Source organism: Pseudomonas sp. CCOS 191 (assembly GCF_001007005.1).
Taxonomy (GTDB): domain Bacteria; phylum Pseudomonadota; class Gammaproteobacteria; order Pseudomonadales; family Pseudomonadaceae; genus Aquipseudomonas; species Aquipseudomonas soli.
The window spans coordinates 72,298-93,213 of the sequence record NZ_LN847264.1 but is presented as its reverse complement, the minus strand read 5'-3'; the positions used below and the strand labels follow the sequence as shown (position 1 = coordinate 93,213).

Here is a 20,916-nt window from a genome sequence, read left to right as displayed (position 1 = left end):
TTTCCGACACTAATTGAGATCAATCCCAAAGGAGCGCAGGAAATGGAATCAGCCCAGGACAACCAAGGCCGCATTCTGCTGGTGGACGACGAGTCCGCCATCCTGCGTACCTTCCGCTACTGCCTCGAGGACGAGGGCTACAGCGTGGCGACCGCCAACAGCGCCGCCCAGGCTGAGACCCTGCTGCAGCGCCAGGTGTTCGACCTGTGTTTCCTCGACCTGCGCCTGGGCGAGGACAACGGCCTGGATGTATTGGCGCAAATGCGCATCCAGGCGCCGTGGATGCGGGTGGTCATCGTCACTGCCCACTCGGCCATCGATACCGCGGTGGACGCCATCCAGGCCGGCGCCGCCGATTACCTGGTCAAGCCCTGCAGCCCCGACCAACTGCGCCTGGCCACGGCCAAGCAGCTGGAAGTGCGCCAGCTGTCGGCGCGCCTGGAGGCCCTCGAGGGTGAAGTACGCAAGCCCAAGGACGGCCTGGACTCCCACAGCCCGGCGATGATGGCGGTGCTGGAAACCGCCCGCCAGGTGGCGACCACCGATGCCAACATCCTTATCCTCGGTGAGTCCGGTACCGGCAAGGGCGAACTGGCCCGCGCCATCCATGGCTGGAGCAAGCGCGCACGCAAGGCCTGCGTGACCATCAACTGCCCCTCGTTGAATGCCGAGCTGATGGAAAGCGAGCTGTTCGGACACACTCGTGGCGCCTTCACCGGTGCCAGCGAAAGTACCCTGGGGCGAGTCAGCCAGGCCGATGGCGGCACGCTGTTCCTTGACGAGATCGGTGATTTTCCCCTCACTTTGCAACCAAAGTTGCTGCGTTTCATCCAGGACAAGGAGTACGAGCGGGTCGGTGACCCGGTCACGCGACGGGCAGATGTAAGGATCCTCGCGGCCACCAACCTCAACCTCGACGAGATGGTGCGCGAGAACCGTTTCCGCGAAGACTTGTTGTACCGGTTGAACGTGATCACCTTGCACCTGCCCCCCCTGCGCGAGCGCAGTGAAGACATCCTGACCCTGGCCGACCGTTTCCTGGCGCGCTTCGTCAAGGAGTACTCGCGCCCGGCCCGTGGCTTCAGCGACGAAGCGCGCGCGGCGCTGCTGAACTACCGCTGGCCGGGCAACATCCGCGAACTGCGCAACGTGATCGAGCGCGCCAGCATCATCTGCCCACAGGAACGTGTGGAGATCAGCCACCTGGGCATGGCTGAGCAACCCGCCGGCAACGCACCCCGGGTGGGTGCGGCGCTGAGCCTGGACGAGCTGGAACGTGCCCATATCGGCGCGGTACTGGCCACCAGCGACACCCTCGACCAAGCCGCCAAGACCCTGGGTATCGACGCCTCCACCCTGTACCGCAAGCGCAAGCAGTACAACCTATGAAATGGCCGATGAAGCTGCGCACGCGGCTGTTCCTGAGCATCTCGGCGCTGGTCACCGTGGCCTTGCTGGGCTTGCTGCTGGGGTTGTTCAGTGTGCTGCAGATGGCAGCGCTGCAGCAGCGCGTGGTGCAGGACACCACCCAGACCCTGGAGCTGGCCCTGAAGCTGCGCCAGAACCTGGGCGAGCAGCTCAACCTCATCCTCGACGAGGACACCGCCCCAAGCACCCTCGTCACCCTGCAGGATCAGTTCCAGACACTGCTCAAGCAGGGGCTGGAACAAGGCGGCGAGCGTACCGGTTTCAGCAAGGCCGCCAGCAACTACCAGGCATTCGTCCAGGCCTATCGGCAGAGTCCGGCGCCCGCTCGCAGCATGGGTGTGGACCAGCCCCTCGGCGCCGCCTTCAACCAGGTGCGCACCGACCTGCTCGACTCGCACCGCCAGGCCCTGGAGCACATCACCCGCAGCGAGGAGGCATCGCGCGACCACGCCTTGCTTATCAGTGGCCTGCTCGGCCTGATGGGCCTCGTCGTGCTGGTCCTCGGCTTCATCACCGCGCACAACATCGCGCGCCGCTTTGGCCAGCCGATCGAGGCGCTGGCCAAGGCCGCCGACCAGGTCGGCCAGGGCAACTTCGACGTCACCCTGCCGGTGACCCAGGCCACCGAACTCAACCTGCTGACCCGCCGCTTCGGCCTGATGGCCGACGCCCTGCGCAAGCACCAGGCCACCAATGTCGATGAGCTGCAGGCTGGCCAGCAGCGCCTGCAGGCGGTACTGGACAGCATCGACGATGGCCTGCTGATCATCGACCGGCAAGGGCGACTGGAGCACCTCAACCCGGTGGCCCAGCGCCAGCTCGGCTGGGATCCCAGCCGCCTCGGCGCAAGCCTGGCCGAAGCCCTGCAACGCCCCGAGCTGGAACAACAGCTGCGCCAGGTGCTGCGCGGCGGCAGCCTGGACCGGCTGCCGGAGGACCTGAGCCTGGAGGTGGATGAAGAGACCAGGCTGCTGACCTATAGCCTGACCCCGGTCAGCCACCCCGAAGGACCCATTCTCGGCGCGGTGATGGTGCTGCACGATGTCACCGAACAACGCGCTTTCGAACGGGTACGCAGCGAATTCGTACTGCGTGCTTCCCATGAGCTGCGCACACCCGTCACGGGCATGCACATGGCGTTCGGGCTGTTGCGCGAACGTGTCAGCTTCCCGCCCGAAGCGCGGGAGAACGACCTGCTCGAAACCATTGCCGAGGAAATGCAGCGCCTCACTCAATTGATCAACGACCTGCTCAACTTCTCCCGCTATCAAAGCGGCTTGCAGAAGCTGGAACTGGCCCCCTGTTCATTGGAGGAACTGTTCGAGCGCGCCCAGGCGCGCTTCGTCGAACAAGCCTCGGGCAAGCAGATCGAGATCATCCGCGAGCTGGAACCACCGCTGCCACGTATCCAGGCTGATGTCGTCCAGCTCGACCGCGTGCTGGACAACCTGCTGCACAACGCCATTCGCCACACCGGCTCCGGCGGGCGTATCCGCCTGCATGCCAGACGGCATGCCGAGCGGGTGATCATCAGCGTCGAGGATAACGGTGAGGGCATCGCCTATGGCCAGCAGGGGCGGATCTTCGAGCCGTTCGTGCAGGTCGGGCGCAAGAAGGGCGGGGCGGGTCTGGGATTGGCGCTGTGCAAGGAGATCGTGCAGCTGCATGGCGGGCGGATGGGCGTGTTCTCACGGCCGGGGCAGGGGACGCAGTTCTATATGGCGTTGCCTGTTTGATTACTGCACCGCCAATCTTACTTCCACCGATGGCAAACCCGCTGGGGCGATGAAATTCAAGGGGAAAGGGAAACTTTCAATCGCCCCCAAGTAAGAAGCGTGAGCAATCAGCACGCCTCTCGATGGGCAACAAGTAAAATGGTGGGATATACGACGCCCCTCGTCAGGGGCGCCGCGCTAGGAATGCACGTTAGTTAAGTCACAGACATCATGTAAAGCTCATTATCCCCATCAATAACTGCTAACTCAACTCTCACCGAAAGATTGGATTTCAAAGCATTGAATGCTGCCCACGCCCCTGCCTGCAGCATTGGTGAACTCACTTTGATCTCGAACCCTTTGTCGTCCTCGTCTGTTCCGATAATCTTCAAATAACTAATGCGAGAATGATCGTAAGAAAACATAGTTTCGATACTTTTAACTATCACTCTCCACTCATTAGGAGCCTTTAATCCTTCATCTTCTCTCATGATAGCACCTCGAAAATAAATAGCCCGAAAACGCAAGCCAACTTTACTTGCAGAAAAAGAACCAGCACAACTAGCATTTTTATCAGGTACCGGCACACACGCTCGCAACACAAAACATTAATACTGAGCAGGTAGAAGGTCACGGCAACAGTTCACCCGCATTCGAAATGCCAGAATGAGAATGAAACATACCTCAAGGCTCATCATCGATCCGCCGCCCCGCCACCCGCCGTCCGCGGGTAATCAGCTCGGCAAACTGACGGGCATTCAGCGGATGGGCGAACAGCCAGCCCTGCCCGTAGTTGACCCCCTCGCTGTTGAGCAGCACCGCCTGGTCCTCGCACTCGATGCCTTCGGCGATCACCCGCAGGTGCAGGTCGTGGGCCATGCGGATGATGTGCGGCGCCACGCCGCTGCTGGCGGCGTCATGGCCCAGGGCATCGATGAACGACTTGTCGATCTTCAGGCAGTCCACCGGCAGGGTCTGCAGGTAGGCGAGGCTGCAATAGCCAGTACCGAAGTCATCGATCAGCACCTGGTGCCCGACGGCGCGCAGGGCCTGCAGGTTGTCCCGCGCCACCACCACATCGATCAGGCCACGCTCGGTCACCTCGAAGGCGATCTGGCTGGGGGCGACACGATGGTGCGCCAGCAACCGCGCCGCCACCCGGCCTATACGCGGCGCCATGACGTCGCAGGCCGCCAGGTTGACCGAGATATAGAGCTGGCGGTTGGCCCGCAGCAACTGCCCCAGCTGTTCGAGCACCCGTTGCAGGACGAAGTCGGTGATCTGTCGAATCTGACCGGTGTTCTCCGCCAGGGGAATGAACAGCTCCGGGCTTGTCAGGCTGCCGTCCGGGCGGCGCCAGCGCACCAGGGCCTCGGCACCGACGCAGCGGCGGCTGTCCAGTTCGAAGATCGGCTGGTACAGCACCTGTAGCTCGCCACGGCGCAGCGCATGCTGAAGCTCAGAGCTCATCGAGCGGCGTTGCAGGATCAGTTGCAGCACCAGCCAGCCGATACAACCGGCCAATACCAGGCTTCCAGGGAACAGCAACCAGAGCAGGCCATTGAGCTTCAATGGCAGGCTCGCCCTCGGCGCGATCAGCACCAACTGGTAGTCCGGGGATTTGGTGGACATGCGATAGACCAAGCGGTCGGGCAGCTCGATCAACGATTTGCCCTGCGCGGGCGGCCATTCGGCGGTCGGTGGCCAGGGTTGCGTCGGGCCCAGCACGGGGATGGCCCGGGTACCGCGATCCAGCACCACCAGCAGGCTGCCACCGGGCGGCAGGTCGACGACGTCGGTGAGGTGGCCACGGGAGGTGGAGACGACGAAGCGGCCACGGCCCAGCATCAGGGCCGCGAGGTTCTCGTTGGGCTCGGTGGTGGTATTGAGCCAGTAGCTGTAGGTCGGCCCTTGGATATCCGGGCTGCGCAAGGGCTCGATGATCCGCTCCTCGCCGCGGTTGGAACAGGCCCGCGTACCTTCCACATAGGACGCTTCGTAGATGAACCGCGACTTCAGCGCCACCTGTTGCAGTTGCGTCAGCATCAATGGATCGCAGCCGCGCAGGGGCTGCGCCTGAAGCTGGTCCACGGCCTCGCGCAACTGGCCGAACACCTGCTCCAGGCGCTCGAGAAAACGCTCGCCCTGGGCATTCATCTGCGCGCTTTCACTTTGTTTCATCTGTTGCAGGGCAACGTTTACGCTGATCGCGAGCAACAGCCCGGCGCTGGCCAACGCCGCGAGCGCGGCCAACAGCCAGGGGCGGTGGAAAATTTGACGCACCGTCGTGAAGAGGGCAAGCATGCGTGGCATCCAGTTGAATACCAAAGGTATAGCAACTGAATCAAAGCTTGGCGCAGCCGCTGGGCGTGTGAATTGGCCCGCTTGCGCGCCAAGCGTCCGAAAAGTTCGGGTCAGCGCTTGCGGTTAAGCACCTGCAACATCGCGGCGGTCTGCGCATCCGGCGTGCCATCGAACAGCCGCGGGCGGAAACGCATCTGGAAGGCCGCGATCACATGCCGGGTGGCCACGTCCAGTTCACCGGTCTGGTCGATGGCATAGCCAAAGCGTGCCAGTTGTTGCTGGTACCAGCTGATGGTCGGCGGATTGACCTCGAAATAGGCCTGCTGTCGCGCTACCGAAGGCGCATCCGGCCAGACACCCAGGCCAGCCTCGGCCAGACGCTTCCAGGGGAACAGCGGGCCCGGGTCGAGCTTGCGCAGCGGGGCGATGTCGCTATGACCGATGATGTGGCGCGGATCGATGTTGTTGCGCTTGACGATGTCCTTGAGCAAGGCGATCAGCGCTTGCACCTGGGCTTCGCTGTAAGGGTGCCAGACGCGCCCGGTCGGCGTGTCCGTGTAGCCCTCGTTGACGATCTCGATGCCGATGGAGCTGGAGTTGAGCCAGGTGCGGCCCTGCCACTGGCTGTCCCCGGCGTGCCAGGCGCGGCGGTTCTCGTCCACCAGCTGGTAGACCGTGGCCGGGCCGTCGCCGATGAGGTAATGACTGCTGACCTCGCCATGGGTCAGCAGGGCGAGGGAACGCTCCAGCGACGCGTTGGTGTAGTGCACGACGACGAACTGGATGCGGCTGTCCTGATTGGCCGAGGGGTGGCTGCGGTCGATACGCAGGCCACTGGAACAGCCTGCCAGGGCCAACAGGAGCAGGGCGGTGAAAAGTCTTTTCATTGCGGGGAACACGTCATTGAGTAGGCGACAACAGCGCTACAGTATAACGTGCTCCTGTGGCGACGTTACGCTCAGCGTACGCACATCAGCAGAAATTCCAGCGAGTTGTCGCCGCTGGCGCCTTTCATGTCCACCAGCTGGGTCATCACGCTCAGGCGTTCGATCATTGGTTTGCCGATCACCTTGGCCTGGCCGTGCATCTGCCGGTCGTAGCTGCTGGCATCGATCGGCGACACCGAGCAGAAACCCGGGTCCTGATGCACGATGCGCGGATTGAGCTTCAGCTTGTACTGGGTGAAGTAGTTGGCCTGTGCCTGACGCTCTACCTGGCTGATCCACTCCGGCCACTGGCGCAGTACCTTGCCGTCTGCCCCCACATGCGCGGTGAGCAGCATGTCCTTGGCCATGGCACTGGTCTGGAAGACCAGGCCGAGCACGGCCAGCATGAGCCATTTGGTTACATTCATCCTTCAACTCCTTTCACAATCGATCAGTTGGCGATGCGCTGGAGAGTCAGCGCTGGCCAGAAGTGTCGATTGATCCGGGGGCTTCGGGGCGTTAACTATCTATGCCTGCTCGACGCGGTTGCGGCCACCGTCCTTGGCCCGGTACAGCGCCTCGTCGGCTCGCTTGAGTACCTGGTCGCCACGCTCACCGGAGCGGAATGCGCTGAGGCCAATGGACGTGGTGATCACCACCCGCTCACCCTTGAAATGGAAGGGGCAGGCTTCGATGGCCGCACGTAACGCCTCCGCTACCTGGACCGCCGCCGGTGGCGAAGTCTGTGGCAGCAGCAGGACGAATTCCTCGCCACCAAAACGGGCGATGAAGTCGCGCCCGCGCAAGCGCTTGCGCAGTTGATCGGCCACGATCTTCAGCACCTTGTCGCCCGCCAGGTGGCCATAGCCATCGTTGATGCGCTTGAAATGGTCGAGGTCGAGGATGGCCATGGCCAGGTGGCCGCCGTTTTCCTGCCAGTCGAGCACCTCGCGCTCGACCTGCTCGCTCCAGGCCGCCCGGTTAGGCAGGCCGGTGAGCGGATCGATCATGGCCTTCTGGCGTTGCTCCTCGAGATGCTCGCGATAGCCCAGGGCCTCCTGCTCCATGCTCGCCACGCGCTCGGCGAGGCCTTGCAGGCGGCTGGCCAGCTCATGCTCACGGCGGTCACGCTCGTGCTGGTGATCATCCATGGTCACCAGCAGGCCTTCGAGACGGTTCTCCAGGATATACTTGAGGCTGTCGACATCGGCAGCACCCTGCACACTGCTCTGCAGGCCATCGACCTGTTCGCGCAACTGGTTGTCGAGCTCTCGGGCGGCGGAGCTGTTGTCGGCATGGCCGGCGCTGGCTTCGTGCAGGTGGCTCTGGAAGGTTTCCAGGCGCTCGTTGAGCTGCTGCAGGTAAGCCTCGAACTCATGCTGGCCGCTGTCAGTGATCGCCAGCATGAGCACGGCCAGGTCATCCAGTACCGGGATCAGCTCGTACCAGTTCAGCCCCCGCGAAACCCGCTCGCGCATCTCCAGGGCCTGAGCCTTGTGGCGCTCGGGCAGGCTCAGGTCATCGAGCAAGCCGATCAGAGTCTGCTCGATATGGGCGGCAACCTGGCTGTAGGGCGGCTCGACCGCATCGGGCAGGGCATAAGGGCCATCATCGACGGTGACCAGCTCCGCCACTGTGTCCGGCTCATCCGTTGCGGCTTGCTCCGTCTCGATGACGGTCAAAGGCTCGGGCACAGGTTCGACAACCGCAGCCACCGAAGGCTCGGCCTCCGGCTGAGCATCGGCAACGACCAACGGCGTGGTTTCAACCAGCGCCGGGCCGGGTAATTCGATTTCCGTTTCAGGCAGCTCGACGGGCACCGTTTCATCCACTGCCTGTGCCGCCTCGGGCAAGGCTTGAGGGGCAGGTGCCAGGGCGTGCAGTTCGTCGGCATCCCTGGGCTGTGGCTCAGGTGCGATGACCGGGGCTGCCGCGGCTGGCCGCGGTGCGGGCGACGTCGCCTCGACGGCAACAGGTGCGGTCGCCAATTCCCCTTGGGGCTCGTCACGGCCACAGAACAGGCGCTGCAGGAACCCGGGGCGAGCTTCATCATCGGGCTTTTGCACCGCATCCAGGGCGCGCCCCTGCAAACCACTGAGCTCGCCCAGCAAGGGCGGCAGCTCGCGGGACTGGCTGACGCCACCGTCGAGCTTCTTCGCCAGCTTTTTCAACGGACGTGCCACATCGCCCGGCAGCGGCAAGGTCTGCAACTGGGTCACCAGCGCGGTCAGCGCCTCGCTGACCTGGTTCATGCGGGTTTCGCGGCGCTGCTCGGAGTCGAGCACGGCTTTTTCCAGGCGCGGAATCAGCCCGGCGAGGCCGGCGTCCATGTTGTCGCTGCGGATGACCTCGCGCATTTCCTTCATGCACAGGTCAACGGTCTTGTCGCTACCTTCAGCCGCCAGGGTGCTGCGCACCAGGCCACGACGCAGCAGGTCGAGGCGGGCTTCCCAGCGCCGCTCGAGCTTTTCCTGCTGCTCGATGCTCTTGAGGTATTTTTCTTTCCAGCGCTCGGCTTCTTCGGTCATGCCTGGATCCGCAACGGGTAGTGGCATCTAGTCCTGCAATCACTGGATTTCGGCGGAAAAGCCCAACACTTGAGTGCAGGATTCGCCCAGGCAGGACTAACTCAGGACCGGCAGCGTATCCACAGTCAGGGCATCAGGCAATCGGATCTCGACAGCAACGGGCAGGTGATCGGAAATTGGCTGTGCCAGCACCTCGACGCGCTCCAGCGTGAGGCTCGGGCTGAGCAGGATGTGGTCAAGGCAGCGCTGGGGGCGCCAGCTGGGAAAAGTGGCCTCGACCTGGGGCGCGACAAGCCCGAGATCACGCAAGGGCGAATGGTCGAGCAGGTCGTTGGCATGGGTGTTCATGTCACCCATGAGGATCTGGTGACGATAGCCGCCGATCAGCTCGCGGATGTAGGCCAGCTGCCGGGCGCGCGTCTTGGAGCCGAGCGCCAGGTGCATCATCACCACGATCAGGGCGTCGGCACCTTCGCCGAAACGCACGAGGATCGCCCCTCGCCCAGACGGGCCAGGCAAGGGATGGTCTTCCAGGTGCTGGGGCTTCAGACGGCTGAGCACGCCGTTGCTGTGCTGGGCGAAACGCCCCAGGTTGCGATTGAGCTGCTGGTACCAGTAGGGGAAGGCCCCCAGCTGGGCGAGGTGCTCCACCTGATTGACGAAGCCGGAGCGCAGGCTGCCGCCGTCGGCTTCCTGCAAGGCCACCAGGTCGAAGTCGTTGAGCAGGTCACCGATCTTCTGCAGGTTACCGGCCCGCCCGTTGTGCGGCAGCAGGTGTTGCCAACTGCGAGTCACATAGTGGCGGTAGCGCTCGGTACTGATACCGACCTGGATATTGAAACTGAGCAGCCGCAGGCGACCATCGGCCGGCAGGCCGCTGGCCTGCAGGTGATGTTCGTTGACCTGCGGCTGGTGCAGGCCGACGCTTCGGGTTGAGCGAAAGCGGCCCATGGCATTCGCCGCTTACTTAGCGGCGCGCTCCTTGGCGATCAGCTGGTCGGCGACGTTCAGCACGCCTTCCGGACCACCGGCGGTACCCAGGTCGAAGCGGTACTTGCCGTTGACCACCAGGCTCGGTACGCCGGTGATTTCGTACTTCTTGGCCAGCTCTTTGGCCTGATTGACCTGGCCCTTGATGGCGAAGGAGTTGAAGGTGGCGAGGAACTTGTCCTTGTCCACGCCCTGGGTGGCCAGGAAGTCAGCCATGTCATTCGGGTCGGTCAGGCGCATGCGCTTGTTCTGGATGGCATCGAACACCGCGTTGTGGACATTGTGCTCAACACCCATGGCTTCAAGCGTCAGGAACATCTGGCCGTGGGCATCCCAGGGGCCACCGAACATGGCCGGCACACGCTTGAAATTGACGTCCTTGGGCAGCTTGTCGACCCAAGGGTTGATGGTCGGTTCGAAGTGGTAGCAGTGCGGGCAGCCATACCAGAACAGCTCGACGACCTCGATCTTGCCTGGCACCGATACCGGCACGGGGTTGCTCAGCTCGATATATTCCTTGCCGGCCACAGGCTCCGCAGCCTGTACGGCGGCCATACCGAATACGCTGGCGGCGACCAGCGCGGCGCTGAGAATCAGTTTACGCATGCTTTACTCCTGAGCAGTCTTTGGTCGCCTCGACGCGACCTGTGTAGGACAGGTCGGGAAGGGCTCGAGTTCTGTAGTGTAACGGCTACGGACAGAAAAAAGGGCAGCGTGGGCTGCCCTTTTCATCTTTAGCGCTGAAGCATTAACCGAGTGTTAACGCGTAATTCAGTGCAGGCCCTGGATGTAGCTGGACAGTGCTTCGATGTCCTTGTTGCTGAGCTTGCCGGCGATGGTGCGCATGGTCATCGCGTCGCCGTCGTTGGTGCGGTTGCCTTCGCGGAAGTCGGTCAGCTGCTTGCTGACGTACTGCGCGTGCTGGCCACTGAGGTGCGGGAACTTCGCCAGGGCGATGCCCGCACCATTGGGGGAGTGGCAACCGGTGCAGGCCGGCATGCCTTTCTCCAGGTTGCCGCCGTTGAACAAGGCACGACCACGCTCGACGAGCTTCGGATCGGCGGCACCCACGCTGCCTTTCTGGCTGGCGAAGTAAGCGGCGATGTCGGCCAGGTCCTGGTCGTTGAAACTGGCCAGCATGCCGGTCATCTCAAGCACGGTACGCTTGCCGTCCTTGATGTCGTGCAGCTGCTTGTTCAGGTAGGGCTCACCTTGGCCGGCGAGTTTCGGGAAGTTCGGTGCCAGGCTGTTGCCGTCCGGGTTGTGACAGGCCCCACAGACAGCTGTCTTGGCCTGGCCGGCGGCGGCATCGCCTTTGATGGGTCCCGCAGCAGTTGCCGCACCTGCGACCCCCATGGTCAACAGCAGACTCACGACTAGTTTGTTCATCAGCTAATCCAACACGGCTAAGGGTGAAATGTTATGTATCGGGACTGCCGCTCATCCAAAGGATGACCAAACGGTAGTCCTCGGCACTGCAGTCCATGCACAATCCACGCGGCGGCATAGCCTTGAAACCCTGTGTAACATGTACCACCAGTTGCGCCATGCCTTGCGCCAGCCTTGGCTCCCAGGCCGCCCGGTCACCGCTTCTGGGTGCCTGGGGCAGTTGTCCGGCGTGACAGGCCGCGCACGTGCGGTTGTACAACGCCTCGGGATCCTGTGTAGCCTGTGCGCTGAAAAACGGCAGGAACATACCGACAGCAAGCAGCCATTTCGCCATGCGAAACGACCTGACAGGGTTGGGGGCCGCGCTGCGTTCTGTTGCGCGAGCTATTGTTCGACACCCCATGCTCAATTGCCTTCGCTGGGCGAATGAGCACACAAAAACTGGGGCATTATATACTTCCGCCAGCCAAACGGAAACGACACCGCTTGCCAGGCCTGGTCCTACGCCTCCAGCGCTGGGCAACACCCACATCGGAAATCCCATGCAAGTCAAGAACCCCATCCTCGGCCTCTGCCAGAAAGCCAAATTCGCCCTCAGCGCCGCCAAGGTCGAACAATGCCCCGAAGACCAGGGTTACGAGGTGGCTTTCGCCGGCCGTTCCAACGCCGGTAAATCCAGCGCCCTCAACACCCTGACCCACGCCAGCCTGGCGCGTACCTCGAAGACCCCCGGCCGCACCCAGCTGCTGAATTTCTTCAGTCTGGACGATGAACGGCGTTTGGTCGACCTGCCAGGCTACGGTTATGCAAAAGTGCCGATTCCGCTCAAGCAGCACTGGCAGAAACACCTGGAAGCCTACCTGGGCAGCCGCGAATGCCTGCGCGGGATCATCCTGATGATGGACACCCGCCATCCGATGACCGACTTCGACAAGATGATGCTCGACTGGGCCAAGGCCAGCGGCATGCCGATGCACATCCTGCTGACCAAGGCCGACAAGCTGACCCACGGCGCTGGCAAGAACACCTTGCTCAAGGTGCAGTCGGAGATTCGCAAGGGCTGGGGCGACACCGCGACCATCCAGCTGTTCTCGGCGCCCAAGCGCCTGGGCCTGGAAGAGGCTTATCGCGTGCTGGCGGACTGGATGGAGCTGGAAGACAAGCCGGTGGCCTGAATCGCCAGGGAACCTGCTAGAAGCGGCTTTAACTCCGAAGCAAGCACCTCGGTACGTGGCACCCGCTTTGCGGGTGATCGCGGCTGAAGCCGCTCCTACAAGGACCGATGCAACACCTGAATTCCGGGCAAAAAAAACCCCGGACTTCGTATGGGGAGGGGGAAGTTCGGGGTCCAAGTCCGGACCGCTAGGGCGGGGTCCAGATATCTGCCAACACTTAACACAACATAGGAGCATCGAAAGGCTTCACCAGCCATTCAGTACCTCTGAGTGGCGGTTCACCGGTTTAGTTCCGAGCCCCTGGAAACTATTTGCGATAGTTTCATGAAACTCTCGATCTAAGGCCCGAGGCCTGCACCGGATCCGCGACACTACGCCGCAGATCCTACACAGCTTTCACGCGGCGTTTAGTGAGCTTCGTCCCAATTCGAGCCAACGCCCGCTTCCACCAGCAACGGCACATCCAGTTGCGCCGCGCCGCTCATGTGGACGCGAATCTCGGCTTTCACCTGTTCGACCAGGTCTTCGCGCACCTCGAGCACCAGTTCGTCGTGCACCTGCAGGATCACCCGCGCATCCAGCCCACTCTCGGTCAGCCAGTTGTCCACCGCCACCATGGCGCGCTTGATGATGTCCGCCGCGGTGCCCTGCATCGGCGCGTTGATCGCGGTGCGCTCGGCGCCTTTGCGCAAGGCCGGGTTCTTGGCGTTGATGTCCGGCAGGTACAGGCGACGCCCGAACAGGGTTTCGACAAAGCCCTTTTCAGCGGCCTGGGCGCGGGTGCGCTCCATATAGGCCAGCACGCCTGGGTAGCGGGCGAAATAGCGGTCGATGTAGTCCTGCGACTGCTTGCGATCGACGCCGATCTGCTTGGCCAGGCCGAAAGCGCTCATGCCATAGATCAGGCCGAAGTTGATCGCCTTGGCACTGCGGCGCTGGTCGGTAGTGACCTCTTCGAGGGCGACACCGAACACTTCCGCGGCGGTGGCGCGGTGCACGTCCAGGTCGTTGCGGAAGGCGTGCAGCAGCCCTTCGTCCTTGGCCAGGTGGGCCATGATGCGCAGCTCGATCTGCGAATAGTCCGCCGCCAGCAATTTGTAGCCGGGACTGGCAACGAAAGCCTGGCGAATGCGCCGGCCCTCGGCAGTGCGGATCGGGATGTTCTGCAGGTTCGGGTCGCTGGACGACAAGCGACCGGTGGCAGCCACAGCCTGCTGATACGAGGTATGGATGCGTCCGGTACGCGGGTTGATCTGCCCCGGCAGCTTGTCGGTGTAGGTGCTCTTGAGCTTGCTCAGGCTGCGGTACTGCATCAGCACCTTGGGCAGCGGGTATCCCTGCTCGGCCAGGTCATCCAGGACCGCCTCGGCGGTGGACGGCTGGCCCTTGGCGGTCTTGCTCAGCACCGGCATGCCCAGCTTGTCGTAGAGGATCGCGCCGAGCTGCTTGGGCGAGCCCAGGTTGAATTCCTCGCCGGCCAGCGCATACGCCTCACGCTCCAGCTCGACCAGCTTCGCCCCCAGCTCGCCACTCTGCACGCCGAGCAGCCTGGCGTCGACCAGCGCGCCCTGGCGCTCGATCTTCGCCAGTACCGGCACCAGCGGCATCTCGATATCCATCAGCACCGGCAGCACGCTGGGGGTCTGGGCCAGGCGCGCCTGCAGCGCATGGTGCAGACGCAAGGTGATGTCGGCATCCTCGGCAGCGTAGGGGCCGGCCTTGTCCAGTGGGATCTGGTTGAAGGTCAGCTGCTTGGCGCCCTTGCCGGCGATGTCCTCGAAGCCGATGGTGGTGTGGTCCAGGTACTTCTGCGCCAGGCTGTCCATGTCGTGACGGGTGGCGGTGGAGTCGAGCACATAGGACTCGAGCATGGTGTCGTAGGCCACGCCGCGCATATGGATGGCCGGGCTGCCGTTGGCCAGGATGTTGATGTCGTACTTGGCGTTCTGGCCAATCTTGCCCTTGGCCGGGTCCTCCAGCAGCGGCTTGAGCGCCAGCAGCACGCGCTCGCGGTCCAGCTGGGCCGGAGCGCCTTCGTAGTCGTGGGTCAGGGGCACATAGGCGGCTTCATGGGGCTCGACGGCGAACGACAGGCCGACGATCTGCGCCTGCTGGGCATCCAGGCCGGTGGTTTCCGTATCGAAGGCGAACAGCGGCGCCTGACGCAGCTTTTCCAGCCAGGCATCGAAGCGAGCCTGGTCGAGGATGGTTTCGTACTTCGGCTCGACCTTCTCGGCCACAGGAGCCTCGGCGGCAGCGGCGCCATCACTGGCCTGGGGCACGCTGCGCTGGACTTCGGCGACCCAGCTCTTGAACTCCATCTCGGCGTACAGAGCCAGCAGCGCTTCACGGTCCGGCTCGCCACAGACCAGGGCGTCCACCTCGACATCCAGCTCGACATCGCACTTGATGGTGGCCAGCTCGTAGGAGAGGAAGGCCGCGTCGCGGTGCTCCTCGAGCTTGGCGGCGAGGGTCTTGGCGCCTCGAATGGCCAGGCCCGGCACCTTGTCCAGGTTCTGGTACACATCGCTCAGGCCACCACCGATACCGGTCAACAAGCCGACGGCGGTCTTTTCGCCAACGCCCGGCACGCCGGGAATGTTGTCGACTTTATCGCCCATCAGGGCGAGAAAATCGATGATGTGTTCAGGACCCACACCGAACTTCTCGTGCACGCCAGCGACGTCGAGCACGCTACCGGTCATGGTGTTGACGAGGGTAACGTGGCCGTCCACCAGCTGGGCCATGTCCTTGTCGCCGGTCGAGATGATCACCGGGCGGCCGGCGGCGGCGCTGCTGCGCGCCAAGGTGCCGATCACGTCGTCGGCCTCCACGCCTTCGACGCACAGCAGCGGGTAGCCCAGGGCGCGGACGCTGGCGTGCAGCGGTTCGACCTGCACCCGCAGGTCGTCGGGCATGCTCGGGCGGTTGGCCTTGTACTCGGCGAACATGGCGTCGCGGAAAGTCCCGCCCTTGGCGTCGAAGACCACTGCGAACAGGCTGTCCGGATACTGCTTGCGCAGGCTCTTGAGCATGTTCAGCACGCCCTTGACCGCGCCGGTGGGCATGCCTTTGGAGGTGGTCAGCGGCGGCAGCGCGTGAAAGGCGCGGTAGAGGTAGGACGAACCGTCCACCAGGACGAGGGGCGCTTGGCTCATGAGGAGAATCAACCTTTTCGACGGGTCCGGCGCTAGAATAGCCGGATCAATGACGACAAAAGGACTAGGTTATCATGCGCACACTCAATCGCCTGTTACTGCTCGGTCTGCTGGCCACCATGCCAGTCGTCACCCAGGCGGCGGACGAAGCCCCATCGGCCGATCCCGATGTAACCATTCGCACGGAAGGCGATAAAACCATCCAGGAGTACCGTCAGAACGGCTTCCTGTATGCGATCAAGGTCACGCCGAAGAACGGCAAGCCTTATTTCCTGGTACGCGCCGATGGCTCCGAAGGCAATTTCATTCGTTCCGACCAGCCGGACATGCTGATTCCGTCCTGGAAGATCTTCGAGTGGTAAGCTAGTAACGCGTATCGTTCTTATCAACCAGGCACTTCCGGCGGAAGTGCCCGCATGGGCAATTCTTCAACATGTCAGTCTTCACCCCTGTGTCCCGGCCTGAGCTGGAAACCTTTCTGGCGCCATACGAGCTGGGCCGCCTGCTCGACTTCCAGGGCATCGCCGCCGGTACCGAGAACAGCAATTTCTTCGTCAGCCTGGAAAAAGGGGAGTTCGTCCTCACACTGATCGAGCGTGGGCCGGCTGAAGACATGCCGTTCTTCATCGAACTGCTCGACGTGCTGCACGATGCCGACATGCCCGTGCCCTACGCCCTGCGCGACCGCGAAGGGCATGGCCTGCGCGAACTGTGCGGCAAGCCTGCGCTGCTGCAGCCGCGACTGTCGGGCAAGCACATCAAGCTGCCGAACAACCAGCACTGCGCCCAGGTCGGCGAGCTGCTGGCGCACATTCACCTGGCCACCCGCGAGCGCATCATCGAGCGCCGCACCGACCGGGGCCTGGACTGGATGCTGGAATCAGGCGCCGAACTGCTGCCGAGCCTGAACCAGGAGCAAACCGGGCTGTTGCAACCGGCGCTGGCGGAAATCACCGCGCACAAAGCGCAGATCCTCGCCCTGCCCAAGGCCAACCTGCACGCCGACCTGTTCCGTGACAACGTGATGTTCGAAGGCACTCACCTGACCGGGTTGATCGACTTCTACAACGCCTGCTCCGGGCCGATGCTGTATGACATCGCCATCACCGTGAACGACTGGTGCCTGGACGAGCAGGGTGGTATCGACCTGCCGCGCGCCCAGGCATTGCTGGGCGCCTACGCGGCACTGCGCCCGTTCACCGCCGCTGAAGCGGAGCTGTGGCCGGTGATGCTGCGGGTGGCGTGCGTGCGCTTCTGGCTGTCGCGCCTGATCGCGGCGCAGGCGTTCGCCGGGATGGACGTGATGATCCATGACCCTAGCGAGTTCGAAGTGCGTCTGGCGCAACGCCAGCAGGTGGCGCTGAAGCTGCCGTTCGCGCTCTAAAGGGCGATAACACCGCGATCACCCGCGAAGCGGGTGCCACACAGCGTGGCGCCCGTTTCGCGGCTGAAGCCGCTCCTACAGCTGCTCCAGGCAGCCGACCAGATCGCCACCGAGCTTCTCCAGCAAGCGCTCATAGCCCTTGCCATCCACCTTGTCGGTGCCACCCAGCGCATCCAACTCGGCCAACCGCACCGGCAACCCGGCCGTCAGCGTCTCGGCCAGACGCGGCCGCAGCGGCGGCTCGCTGAACACGCAGGTCTTGCCCACCGCCTGCAAGCGCTTGCGCATGGCGGCGACGTGCTGCGCGCCCGGCTGCACCTCGGACGCCACGCTGAACACGCCAGTGTGCTTCAGGCCATAGGCGGCCTCGAAGTAGTCGAACGCCTCGTGAAACACGAAGTAAGGCTTGCCGGCGATCCCCGCCACACGCTGCTTGATGCGCGCATCCAGGGCATCCAGGCGCTCGACGAACTGCTTGAGGTTGGCCTGGTAGCGCGGGGCATTGGCCGGGTCGGCCGCTGCCAGGTCACCGGCCATCTTCGTCGCGATCACCCGGGCATTCAGCGACGACAGCCACAGGTGTGCATCGAGGCTGCCCGGACGGTGGTCGTGGTCATGATCGTCGTGGTCTTCCTCGTCATGGGAGTGGCTGTCCTCGCCGAAATGACGCAACTGCATGCCCGACAGCGACTGCACGGCCACGGTCGGCCTGGCGCGGCTCTTCAGCACGCGGGGCAGGAAACCTTCCATGTCCGGGCCGATCCAGTACAGCAGGTCGGCATCGGCGACCTTGCGCACGTCGGAGGGGCGCAGCGCATAGTTGTGCGGGGAGGCCCCTGGCGGCAGCAGCACATCGGGGCTGCCGACACCGTCCTGAACGGCGGCGGCGATCTGCTGCAGGGGCTTGATGCTGGTCAGCACGCGCACGTCGGCGTGCGCCGAAAAAGCGATGAAAGCGACAAAGAGGGCAAGGATTCGGGACACGGTGGATACTCGGGTCGTCAGAAACAGGTAACATAATAACGTCTCCATCCTGAACCGTCGCTGCCCATGTCCATCACGCCGCTGGCCCACCGTCCCCACGATCACTCCCATTGCGTCCACAGTGCGCTGGCCGAGGCCGACGCGCTGTGCAACCGTCAGGGCCTGCGCCTGACCGCCCTGCGCCGCCGCGTGCTGGAGCTGGTGTGGCAGAGCCACAAGCCGCTGGGCGCCTACGATATCCTCGCCGTGCTCAGCGAGCAGGACGGCCGCCGCGCCGCGCCGCCGACCGTCTATCGCGCCCTGGACTTCCTTCTGGAAAACGGCCTGGTGCACCGCATCGCCTCGCTCAATGCCTTTATCGGCTGCAGCCATCCCGAGCACGCGCACCAGGGGCAGTTCCTGATCTGCCGCGAATGTCACGTGGCCATCGAACTGGAGCAGAACAGCATCAGCGACGCCATCGTCAGCAGCGCCAATGCCGTGGGTTTTGCGGTCGAGACGCAAACCGTCGAAGTGGTCGGCCTGTGCGGCAACTGCCGGGGCAAGGCATGAGCGATGCCCTGATCCGCCTCGAGCAGGTCGGTGTCAGCTTCGCTGGCGAAGCGGTGCTCGACAGCATCGACCTGGCGGTGGCGCCGGGCCAGATCGTTACCCTGATCGGTCCCAACGGCGCCGGCAAGACCACCCTGGTGCGCGCCGTGCTGGGCCTGCTCAAGCCGCATCGCGGCAAGGTGTGGCGCAAGCCCAGGCTGCGCATCGGCTACATGCCGCAAAAGATCCAGGTGGACGCCACATTGCCCTTGTCGGTGCTGCGCTTCCTGCGCCTGGTGCCCGGTGTAGACCGTGCGGCAGCCTTGGCGGCGTTGCAGGAAGTCGGCGCCGAGCAAGTGATCGACAGCCCGATCCAGACCATCTCCGGCGGCGAGATGCAGCGTGTACTGCTGGCCCGCGCGCTGCTGCGCGAGCCCGAGCTGCTGGTACTCGACGAACCGGTGCAGGGGGTCGACGTGGTTGGCCAGACCGAGCTGTACAACCTGATCACCCGCCTGCGCGACCGCCACGGCTGCGGCGTGCTGATGGTTTCCCACGACCTGCACCTGGTCATGAGCGCCACCGACCAGGTGGTCTGCCTCAACCGCCACGTGTGCTGCTCGGGCCACCCGGAGCAGGTCAGCAACGACCCGGCCTTCGTCGAGCTGTTCGGCCAGAACGCCCCGAGCCTGGCCATCTATCACCACCATCACGATCACAGCCACGACCTGCACGGTTCGGTGATCGCCCCCGGCGCCCATGTTCACGGAGAGCACTGCAAGCATGGCTGATTTTCTTCTCTACGCCCTGCTTGCCGGTGTATCGCTGGCGCTGGTCGCCGGCCCCCTGGGCTCGTTCGTGGTGTGGCGGCGCATGGCCTATTTCGGCGACACCCTGTCCCATGCCGCGCTGCTCGGCGTGGCCCTGGGCTTCGCCCTGGATGTCAGCCCGGCGCTGGCGGTGACCGTCGGCTGCCTGCTGCTGGCGATCCTGCTGGTGACCCTGCAGCAGCGCCAGCCACTGGCCTCGGACACCCTGCTCGGCATCCTCGCCCCCAGCACGCTGTCGCTGGGGCTGGTGGTGCTGAGCTTCATGCACGATGTGCGCATCGACCTGATGGCCTACCTGTTCGGCGACCTGCTGGCGATCAGCCCAACCGACCTTGCCTGGATCCTCGGCGGCAGCGCCTTGGTGCTGGTGCTGCTGGCGATGTTCTGGCGACCATTGCTGGCGGTAACCGTGCACGAGGAACTGGCGATGGTCGAAGGCTTGCCGGTGACCGGCCTGCGCCTGGCACTGATGCTGCTGATCGCCGTGGTGATTGCGGTGGCGATGAAGATCGTCGGTGTGCTGCTGATCACCTCGCTGCTGATCATCCCGGCTGCCGCGGCACAGCGTCACGCCCGCTCACCGGAGCAGATGGCCGTGGGCGCCAGCCTGCTGGGGGTTGCCGCGGTCTGCGGGGGCCTGGCGCTGTCCTGGTTCAAGGACACCCCGGCCGGGCCTTCGATCGTGGTCTGTGCGGCAGTGCTATTCTTGCTGAGCCTGGCGTTGCCGAAACGCTGAATTTTCAGGGTGCGCGCAGGCGCATCCTGCAACCTTTTCGCAGGTTTCGAGTCTGAGAAGACCTGTTTTCGAGCGTGCGCACCTGGGTGTAGACTTGCTCGCTTTTTGCGCAAATAGAGAGTCGCAGGAATGAAGCCGTTCGCCTCACGTTATCTGCTTGTTGCCGCGTTTTCCCTGTTCCTGGCTGCCTGCTCCAGCAAGCCGGCCGAACAGCCGGTGGCGCCTGCCCAGCCCGATGCCTGGCAGCAGCTCGAGCAAAGCATCGCCAGCAACGAGCTGGCCACCGCCGAGGATCAACTGGCCGCCTTGCAGGCCCAGGCGCCGGATGATGCCCGCCTCGAACCGCATCAGCGCCAGCTGGCCGAGGCCTACCTGCGCCGCAGCCAGATCGTCCTGCAGAAGGGCGATGTGAATGCCGCTGCCACGGCATTGGCTCGCGCCCGGGCGCTGATGCCGCAAGCACCAGCCCTGACCGGCGGCGATGCCGTGGCCCAGGCACGCAAGGCCGAACTGGAAAAGGCCGAAGCGGCGCTCAAGGCTGCCGAGTCCAAGCCCAAGGCCCGGGTGATCGACCCGACCGCGCCGACCACTGTCGTGGCGCTGAAAACCACCGATAGCCGCGCAATGCGTCGCCAGCTGGACGATATCGCGGCGGACGTGGTGAGTTATCAGTGCGAGGTAGTGTTCCAGGTGCCGCGCACCGAGGATGCGCCTTGGCTCAAGACCCTGCTCGAGAAGCGGGTGCGCAAGCTCGACAGTGGCTTCGAGCTGAAGCAGAAGCATGAGATCCAGCGTTCATTGCCGGCGCAGGTGGTATTGATCCCTCATCAGCAATAAA

At 63.8% G+C, this 20,916-nt stretch carries 20 protein-coding genes; 9 read left to right on the top strand and 11 right to left on the bottom strand.

Annotated features, from left to right (window positions below; translation table 11 throughout):
- The first annotated feature begins 42 nt into the window (after positions 1–42).
- Together algB and CCOS191_RS00450 are read left to right on the top strand one after the other, a co-directional pair.
- Positions 43–1,389, top strand: a complete 1,347-nt coding sequence (gene algB, locus CCOS191_RS00455) for a sigma-54-dependent response regulator transcription factor AlgB (RefSeq protein ID WP_046853630.1) — start codon at positions 43–45, stop codon at positions 1,387–1,389.
- Positions 1,386–3,164, top strand: a complete 1,779-nt coding sequence (locus CCOS191_RS00450) for a KinB sensor domain-containing domain (RefSeq protein WP_046853629.1) — start codon at positions 1,386–1,388, stop codon at positions 3,162–3,164. The genes algB and CCOS191_RS00450 overlap by 4 nt, the downstream gene beginning before the upstream one ends.
- Before the next feature lie 194 nt (positions 3,165–3,358).
- Here CCOS191_RS00450 and CCOS191_RS00445 read toward each other — a convergent pair whose 3' ends face one another.
- The 9 genes from CCOS191_RS00445 to CCOS191_RS00405 form a co-directional block, all read right to left on the bottom strand.
- On the bottom strand, positions 3,359–3,634 hold the full coding sequence (locus CCOS191_RS00445; RefSeq protein WP_156177493.1) for a hypothetical protein: 276 nt from the start codon (positions 3,632–3,634) through the stop codon (positions 3,359–3,361).
- A 193-nt stretch (positions 3,635–3,827) separates the two neighbouring features.
- Positions 3,828–5,447 carry an EAL domain-containing protein gene (locus CCOS191_RS00440; RefSeq protein ID WP_046853627.1) on the bottom strand — a complete coding sequence of 540 codons (1,620 nt, stop codon included), beginning with the start codon at positions 5,445–5,447 and terminating at the stop codon, positions 3,828–3,830.
- A gap of 110 nt (positions 5,448–5,557) precedes the next feature.
- A complete protein-coding gene (locus CCOS191_RS00435) occupies positions 5,558–6,334 on the bottom strand; it encodes an N-acetylmuramoyl-L-alanine amidase (protein ID WP_046853626.1) in 777 nt (258 codons plus the stop codon).
- Positions 6,335–6,405: 71 nt separating this feature from the next.
- A complete protein-coding gene (locus tag CCOS191_RS00430) occupies positions 6,406–6,801 on the bottom strand; it encodes a hypothetical protein (RefSeq protein ID WP_046853625.1) in 396 nt (131 codons plus the stop codon).
- Positions 6,802–6,900: 99 nt separating this feature from the next.
- On the bottom strand, positions 6,901–8,901 hold the full coding sequence (locus tag CCOS191_RS00425) for a GGDEF domain-containing protein (protein ID WP_046853624.1): 2,001 nt from the start codon (positions 8,899–8,901) through the stop codon (positions 6,901–6,903).
- Between the two features lie 96 nt (positions 8,902–8,997).
- On the bottom strand, positions 8,998–9,852 hold the full coding sequence (locus CCOS191_RS00420) for an endonuclease/exonuclease/phosphatase family protein (protein ID WP_046853623.1): 855 nt from the start codon (positions 9,850–9,852) through the stop codon (positions 8,998–9,000).
- A 12-nt stretch (positions 9,853–9,864) separates the two neighbouring features.
- Complete coding sequence (gene dsbA, locus CCOS191_RS00415) at positions 9,865–10,497, bottom strand: thiol:disulfide interchange protein DsbA (RefSeq protein ID WP_046853622.1); 633 nt, start codon at positions 10,495–10,497, stop codon at positions 9,865–9,867.
- A gap of 165 nt (positions 10,498–10,662) precedes the next feature.
- Positions 10,663–11,280, bottom strand: coding sequence for a c-type cytochrome (locus tag CCOS191_RS00410; RefSeq protein WP_046853621.1), 618 nt, complete (start codon positions 11,278–11,280; stop codon positions 10,663–10,665).
- A gap of 31 nt (positions 11,281–11,311) precedes the next feature.
- Positions 11,312–11,614, bottom strand: a complete 303-nt coding sequence (locus CCOS191_RS00405; protein ID WP_031314666.1) for a c-type cytochrome — start codon at positions 11,612–11,614, stop codon at positions 11,312–11,314.
- 208 nt (positions 11,615–11,822) lie between these two features.
- Between CCOS191_RS00405 and yihA the strand changes: the two genes are divergently transcribed.
- Positions 11,823–12,455 (top strand): ribosome biogenesis GTP-binding protein YihA/YsxC, encoded by a 633-nt coding sequence (yihA, locus tag CCOS191_RS00400; protein WP_046853620.1) that lies wholly within the window; start codon positions 11,823–11,825, stop codon positions 12,453–12,455.
- Between the two features lie 407 nt (positions 12,456–12,862).
- Here yihA and polA read toward each other — a convergent pair whose 3' ends face one another.
- Positions 12,863–15,613 (bottom strand): DNA polymerase I, encoded by a 2,751-nt coding sequence (gene polA, locus CCOS191_RS00395; RefSeq protein WP_046853619.1) that lies wholly within the window; start codon positions 15,611–15,613, stop codon positions 12,863–12,865.
- Between the two features lie 74 nt (positions 15,614–15,687).
- On the opposite strand from polA, the gene CCOS191_RS00390 reads away from it, so the two are divergent.
- Positions 15,688–15,975: a DUF2782 domain-containing protein gene (locus CCOS191_RS00390; RefSeq protein WP_046853618.1), complete on the top strand. Its 288-nt coding sequence runs from the start codon at positions 15,688–15,690 to the stop codon at positions 15,973–15,975.
- Positions 15,976–16,046: 71 nt separating this feature from the next.
- Entirely contained in the window at positions 16,047–16,997 is a 951-nt protein-coding gene (locus CCOS191_RS00385; protein WP_046853617.1) for a homoserine kinase, read from the top strand.
- A gap of 75 nt (positions 16,998–17,072) precedes the next feature.
- Here the strand turns inward: CCOS191_RS00385 and CCOS191_RS00380 are convergent, their stop codons facing one another.
- Complete coding sequence (locus CCOS191_RS00380; RefSeq protein WP_082120338.1) at positions 17,073–18,029, bottom strand: zinc ABC transporter substrate-binding protein; 957 nt, start codon at positions 18,027–18,029, stop codon at positions 17,073–17,075.
- Between the two features lie 18 nt (positions 18,030–18,047).
- Between CCOS191_RS00380 and zur the strand changes: the two genes are divergently transcribed.
- From zur to CCOS191_RS00360, 4 genes are all read left to right on the top strand, one after another.
- Positions 18,048–18,533, top strand: coding sequence for a zinc uptake transcriptional repressor Zur (gene zur, locus CCOS191_RS00375; RefSeq protein ID WP_046853615.1), 486 nt, complete (start codon positions 18,048–18,050; stop codon positions 18,531–18,533).
- Complete coding sequence (gene znuC / locus CCOS191_RS00370) at positions 18,530–19,303, top strand: zinc ABC transporter ATP-binding protein ZnuC (RefSeq protein WP_023633007.1); 774 nt, start codon at positions 18,530–18,532, stop codon at positions 19,301–19,303. Before zur ends, znuC begins: the two co-directional genes overlap by 4 nt.
- Complete coding sequence (gene znuB, locus CCOS191_RS00365; protein WP_046853614.1) at positions 19,296–20,078, top strand: zinc ABC transporter permease subunit ZnuB; 783 nt, start codon at positions 19,296–19,298, stop codon at positions 20,076–20,078. Before znuC ends, znuB begins: the two co-directional genes overlap by 8 nt.
- Before the next feature lie 129 nt (positions 20,079–20,207).
- Positions 20,208–20,915 carry a PA5502 family lipoprotein gene (locus CCOS191_RS00360; protein WP_046853613.1) on the top strand — a complete coding sequence of 236 codons (708 nt, stop codon included), beginning with the start codon at positions 20,208–20,210 and terminating at the stop codon, positions 20,913–20,915.
- Position 20,916: the final 1 nt, after the last annotated feature.

What these genes read in the sequence shown, in the direction of transcription:
- algB (WP_046853630.1), top strand. Translation starts at nt 43, where the DNA reads ATGGAATCAGCCCAGGACAACCAAGGCCGCATTCTGCTGGTGGACGAC.
- CCOS191_RS00450 (WP_046853629.1), top strand. Translation starts at nt 1,386, where the DNA reads ATGAAATGGCCGATGAAGCTGCGCACGCGGCTGTTCCTGAGCATCTCG.
- CCOS191_RS00445 (WP_156177493.1), bottom strand. Translation starts at nt 3,634, where the DNA reads ATGAGAGAAGATGAAGGATTAAAGGCTCCTAATGAGTGGAGAGTGATA.
- CCOS191_RS00440 (WP_046853627.1), bottom strand. Translation starts at nt 5,447, where the DNA reads ATGCTTGCCCTCTTCACGACGGTGCGTCAAATTTTCCACCGCCCCTGG.
- CCOS191_RS00435 (WP_046853626.1), bottom strand. Translation starts at nt 6,334, where the DNA reads ATGAAAAGACTTTTCACCGCCCTGCTCCTGTTGGCCCTGGCAGGCTGT.
- CCOS191_RS00430 (WP_046853625.1), bottom strand. Translation starts at nt 6,801, where the DNA reads ATGAATGTAACCAAATGGCTCATGCTGGCCGTGCTCGGCCTGGTCTTC.
- CCOS191_RS00425 (WP_046853624.1), bottom strand. Translation starts at nt 8,901, where the DNA reads ATGACCGAAGAAGCCGAGCGCTGGAAAGAAAAATACCTCAAGAGCATC.
- CCOS191_RS00420 (WP_046853623.1), bottom strand. Translation starts at nt 9,852, where the DNA reads ATGGGCCGCTTTCGCTCAACCCGAAGCGTCGGCCTGCACCAGCCGCAG.
- dsbA (WP_046853622.1), bottom strand. Translation starts at nt 10,497, where the DNA reads ATGCGTAAACTGATTCTCAGCGCCGCGCTGGTCGCCGCCAGCGTATTC.
- CCOS191_RS00410 (WP_046853621.1), bottom strand. Translation starts at nt 11,280, where the DNA reads ATGAACAAACTAGTCGTGAGTCTGCTGTTGACCATGGGGGTCGCAGGT.
- CCOS191_RS00405 (WP_031314666.1), bottom strand. Translation starts at nt 11,614, where the DNA reads ATGGCGAAATGGCTGCTTGCTGTCGGTATGTTCCTGCCGTTTTTCAGC.
- yihA (WP_046853620.1), top strand. Translation starts at nt 11,823, where the DNA reads ATGCAAGTCAAGAACCCCATCCTCGGCCTCTGCCAGAAAGCCAAATTC.
- polA (WP_046853619.1), bottom strand. Translation starts at nt 15,613, where the DNA reads ATGAGCCAAGCGCCCCTCGTCCTGGTGGACGGTTCGTCCTACCTCTAC.
- CCOS191_RS00390 (WP_046853618.1), top strand. Translation starts at nt 15,688, where the DNA reads ATGCGCACACTCAATCGCCTGTTACTGCTCGGTCTGCTGGCCACCATG.
- CCOS191_RS00385 (WP_046853617.1), top strand. Translation starts at nt 16,047, where the DNA reads ATGTCAGTCTTCACCCCTGTGTCCCGGCCTGAGCTGGAAACCTTTCTG.
- CCOS191_RS00380 (WP_082120338.1), bottom strand. Translation starts at nt 18,029, where the DNA reads ATGGAGACGTTATTATGTTACCTGTTTCTGACGACCCGAGTATCCACC.
- zur (WP_046853615.1), top strand. Translation starts at nt 18,048, where the DNA reads ATGTCCATCACGCCGCTGGCCCACCGTCCCCACGATCACTCCCATTGC.
- znuC (WP_023633007.1), top strand. Translation starts at nt 18,530, where the DNA reads ATGAGCGATGCCCTGATCCGCCTCGAGCAGGTCGGTGTCAGCTTCGCT.
- znuB (WP_046853614.1), top strand. Translation starts at nt 19,296, where the DNA reads ATGGCTGATTTTCTTCTCTACGCCCTGCTTGCCGGTGTATCGCTGGCG.
- CCOS191_RS00360 (WP_046853613.1), top strand. Translation starts at nt 20,208, where the DNA reads ATGAAGCCGTTCGCCTCACGTTATCTGCTTGTTGCCGCGTTTTCCCTG.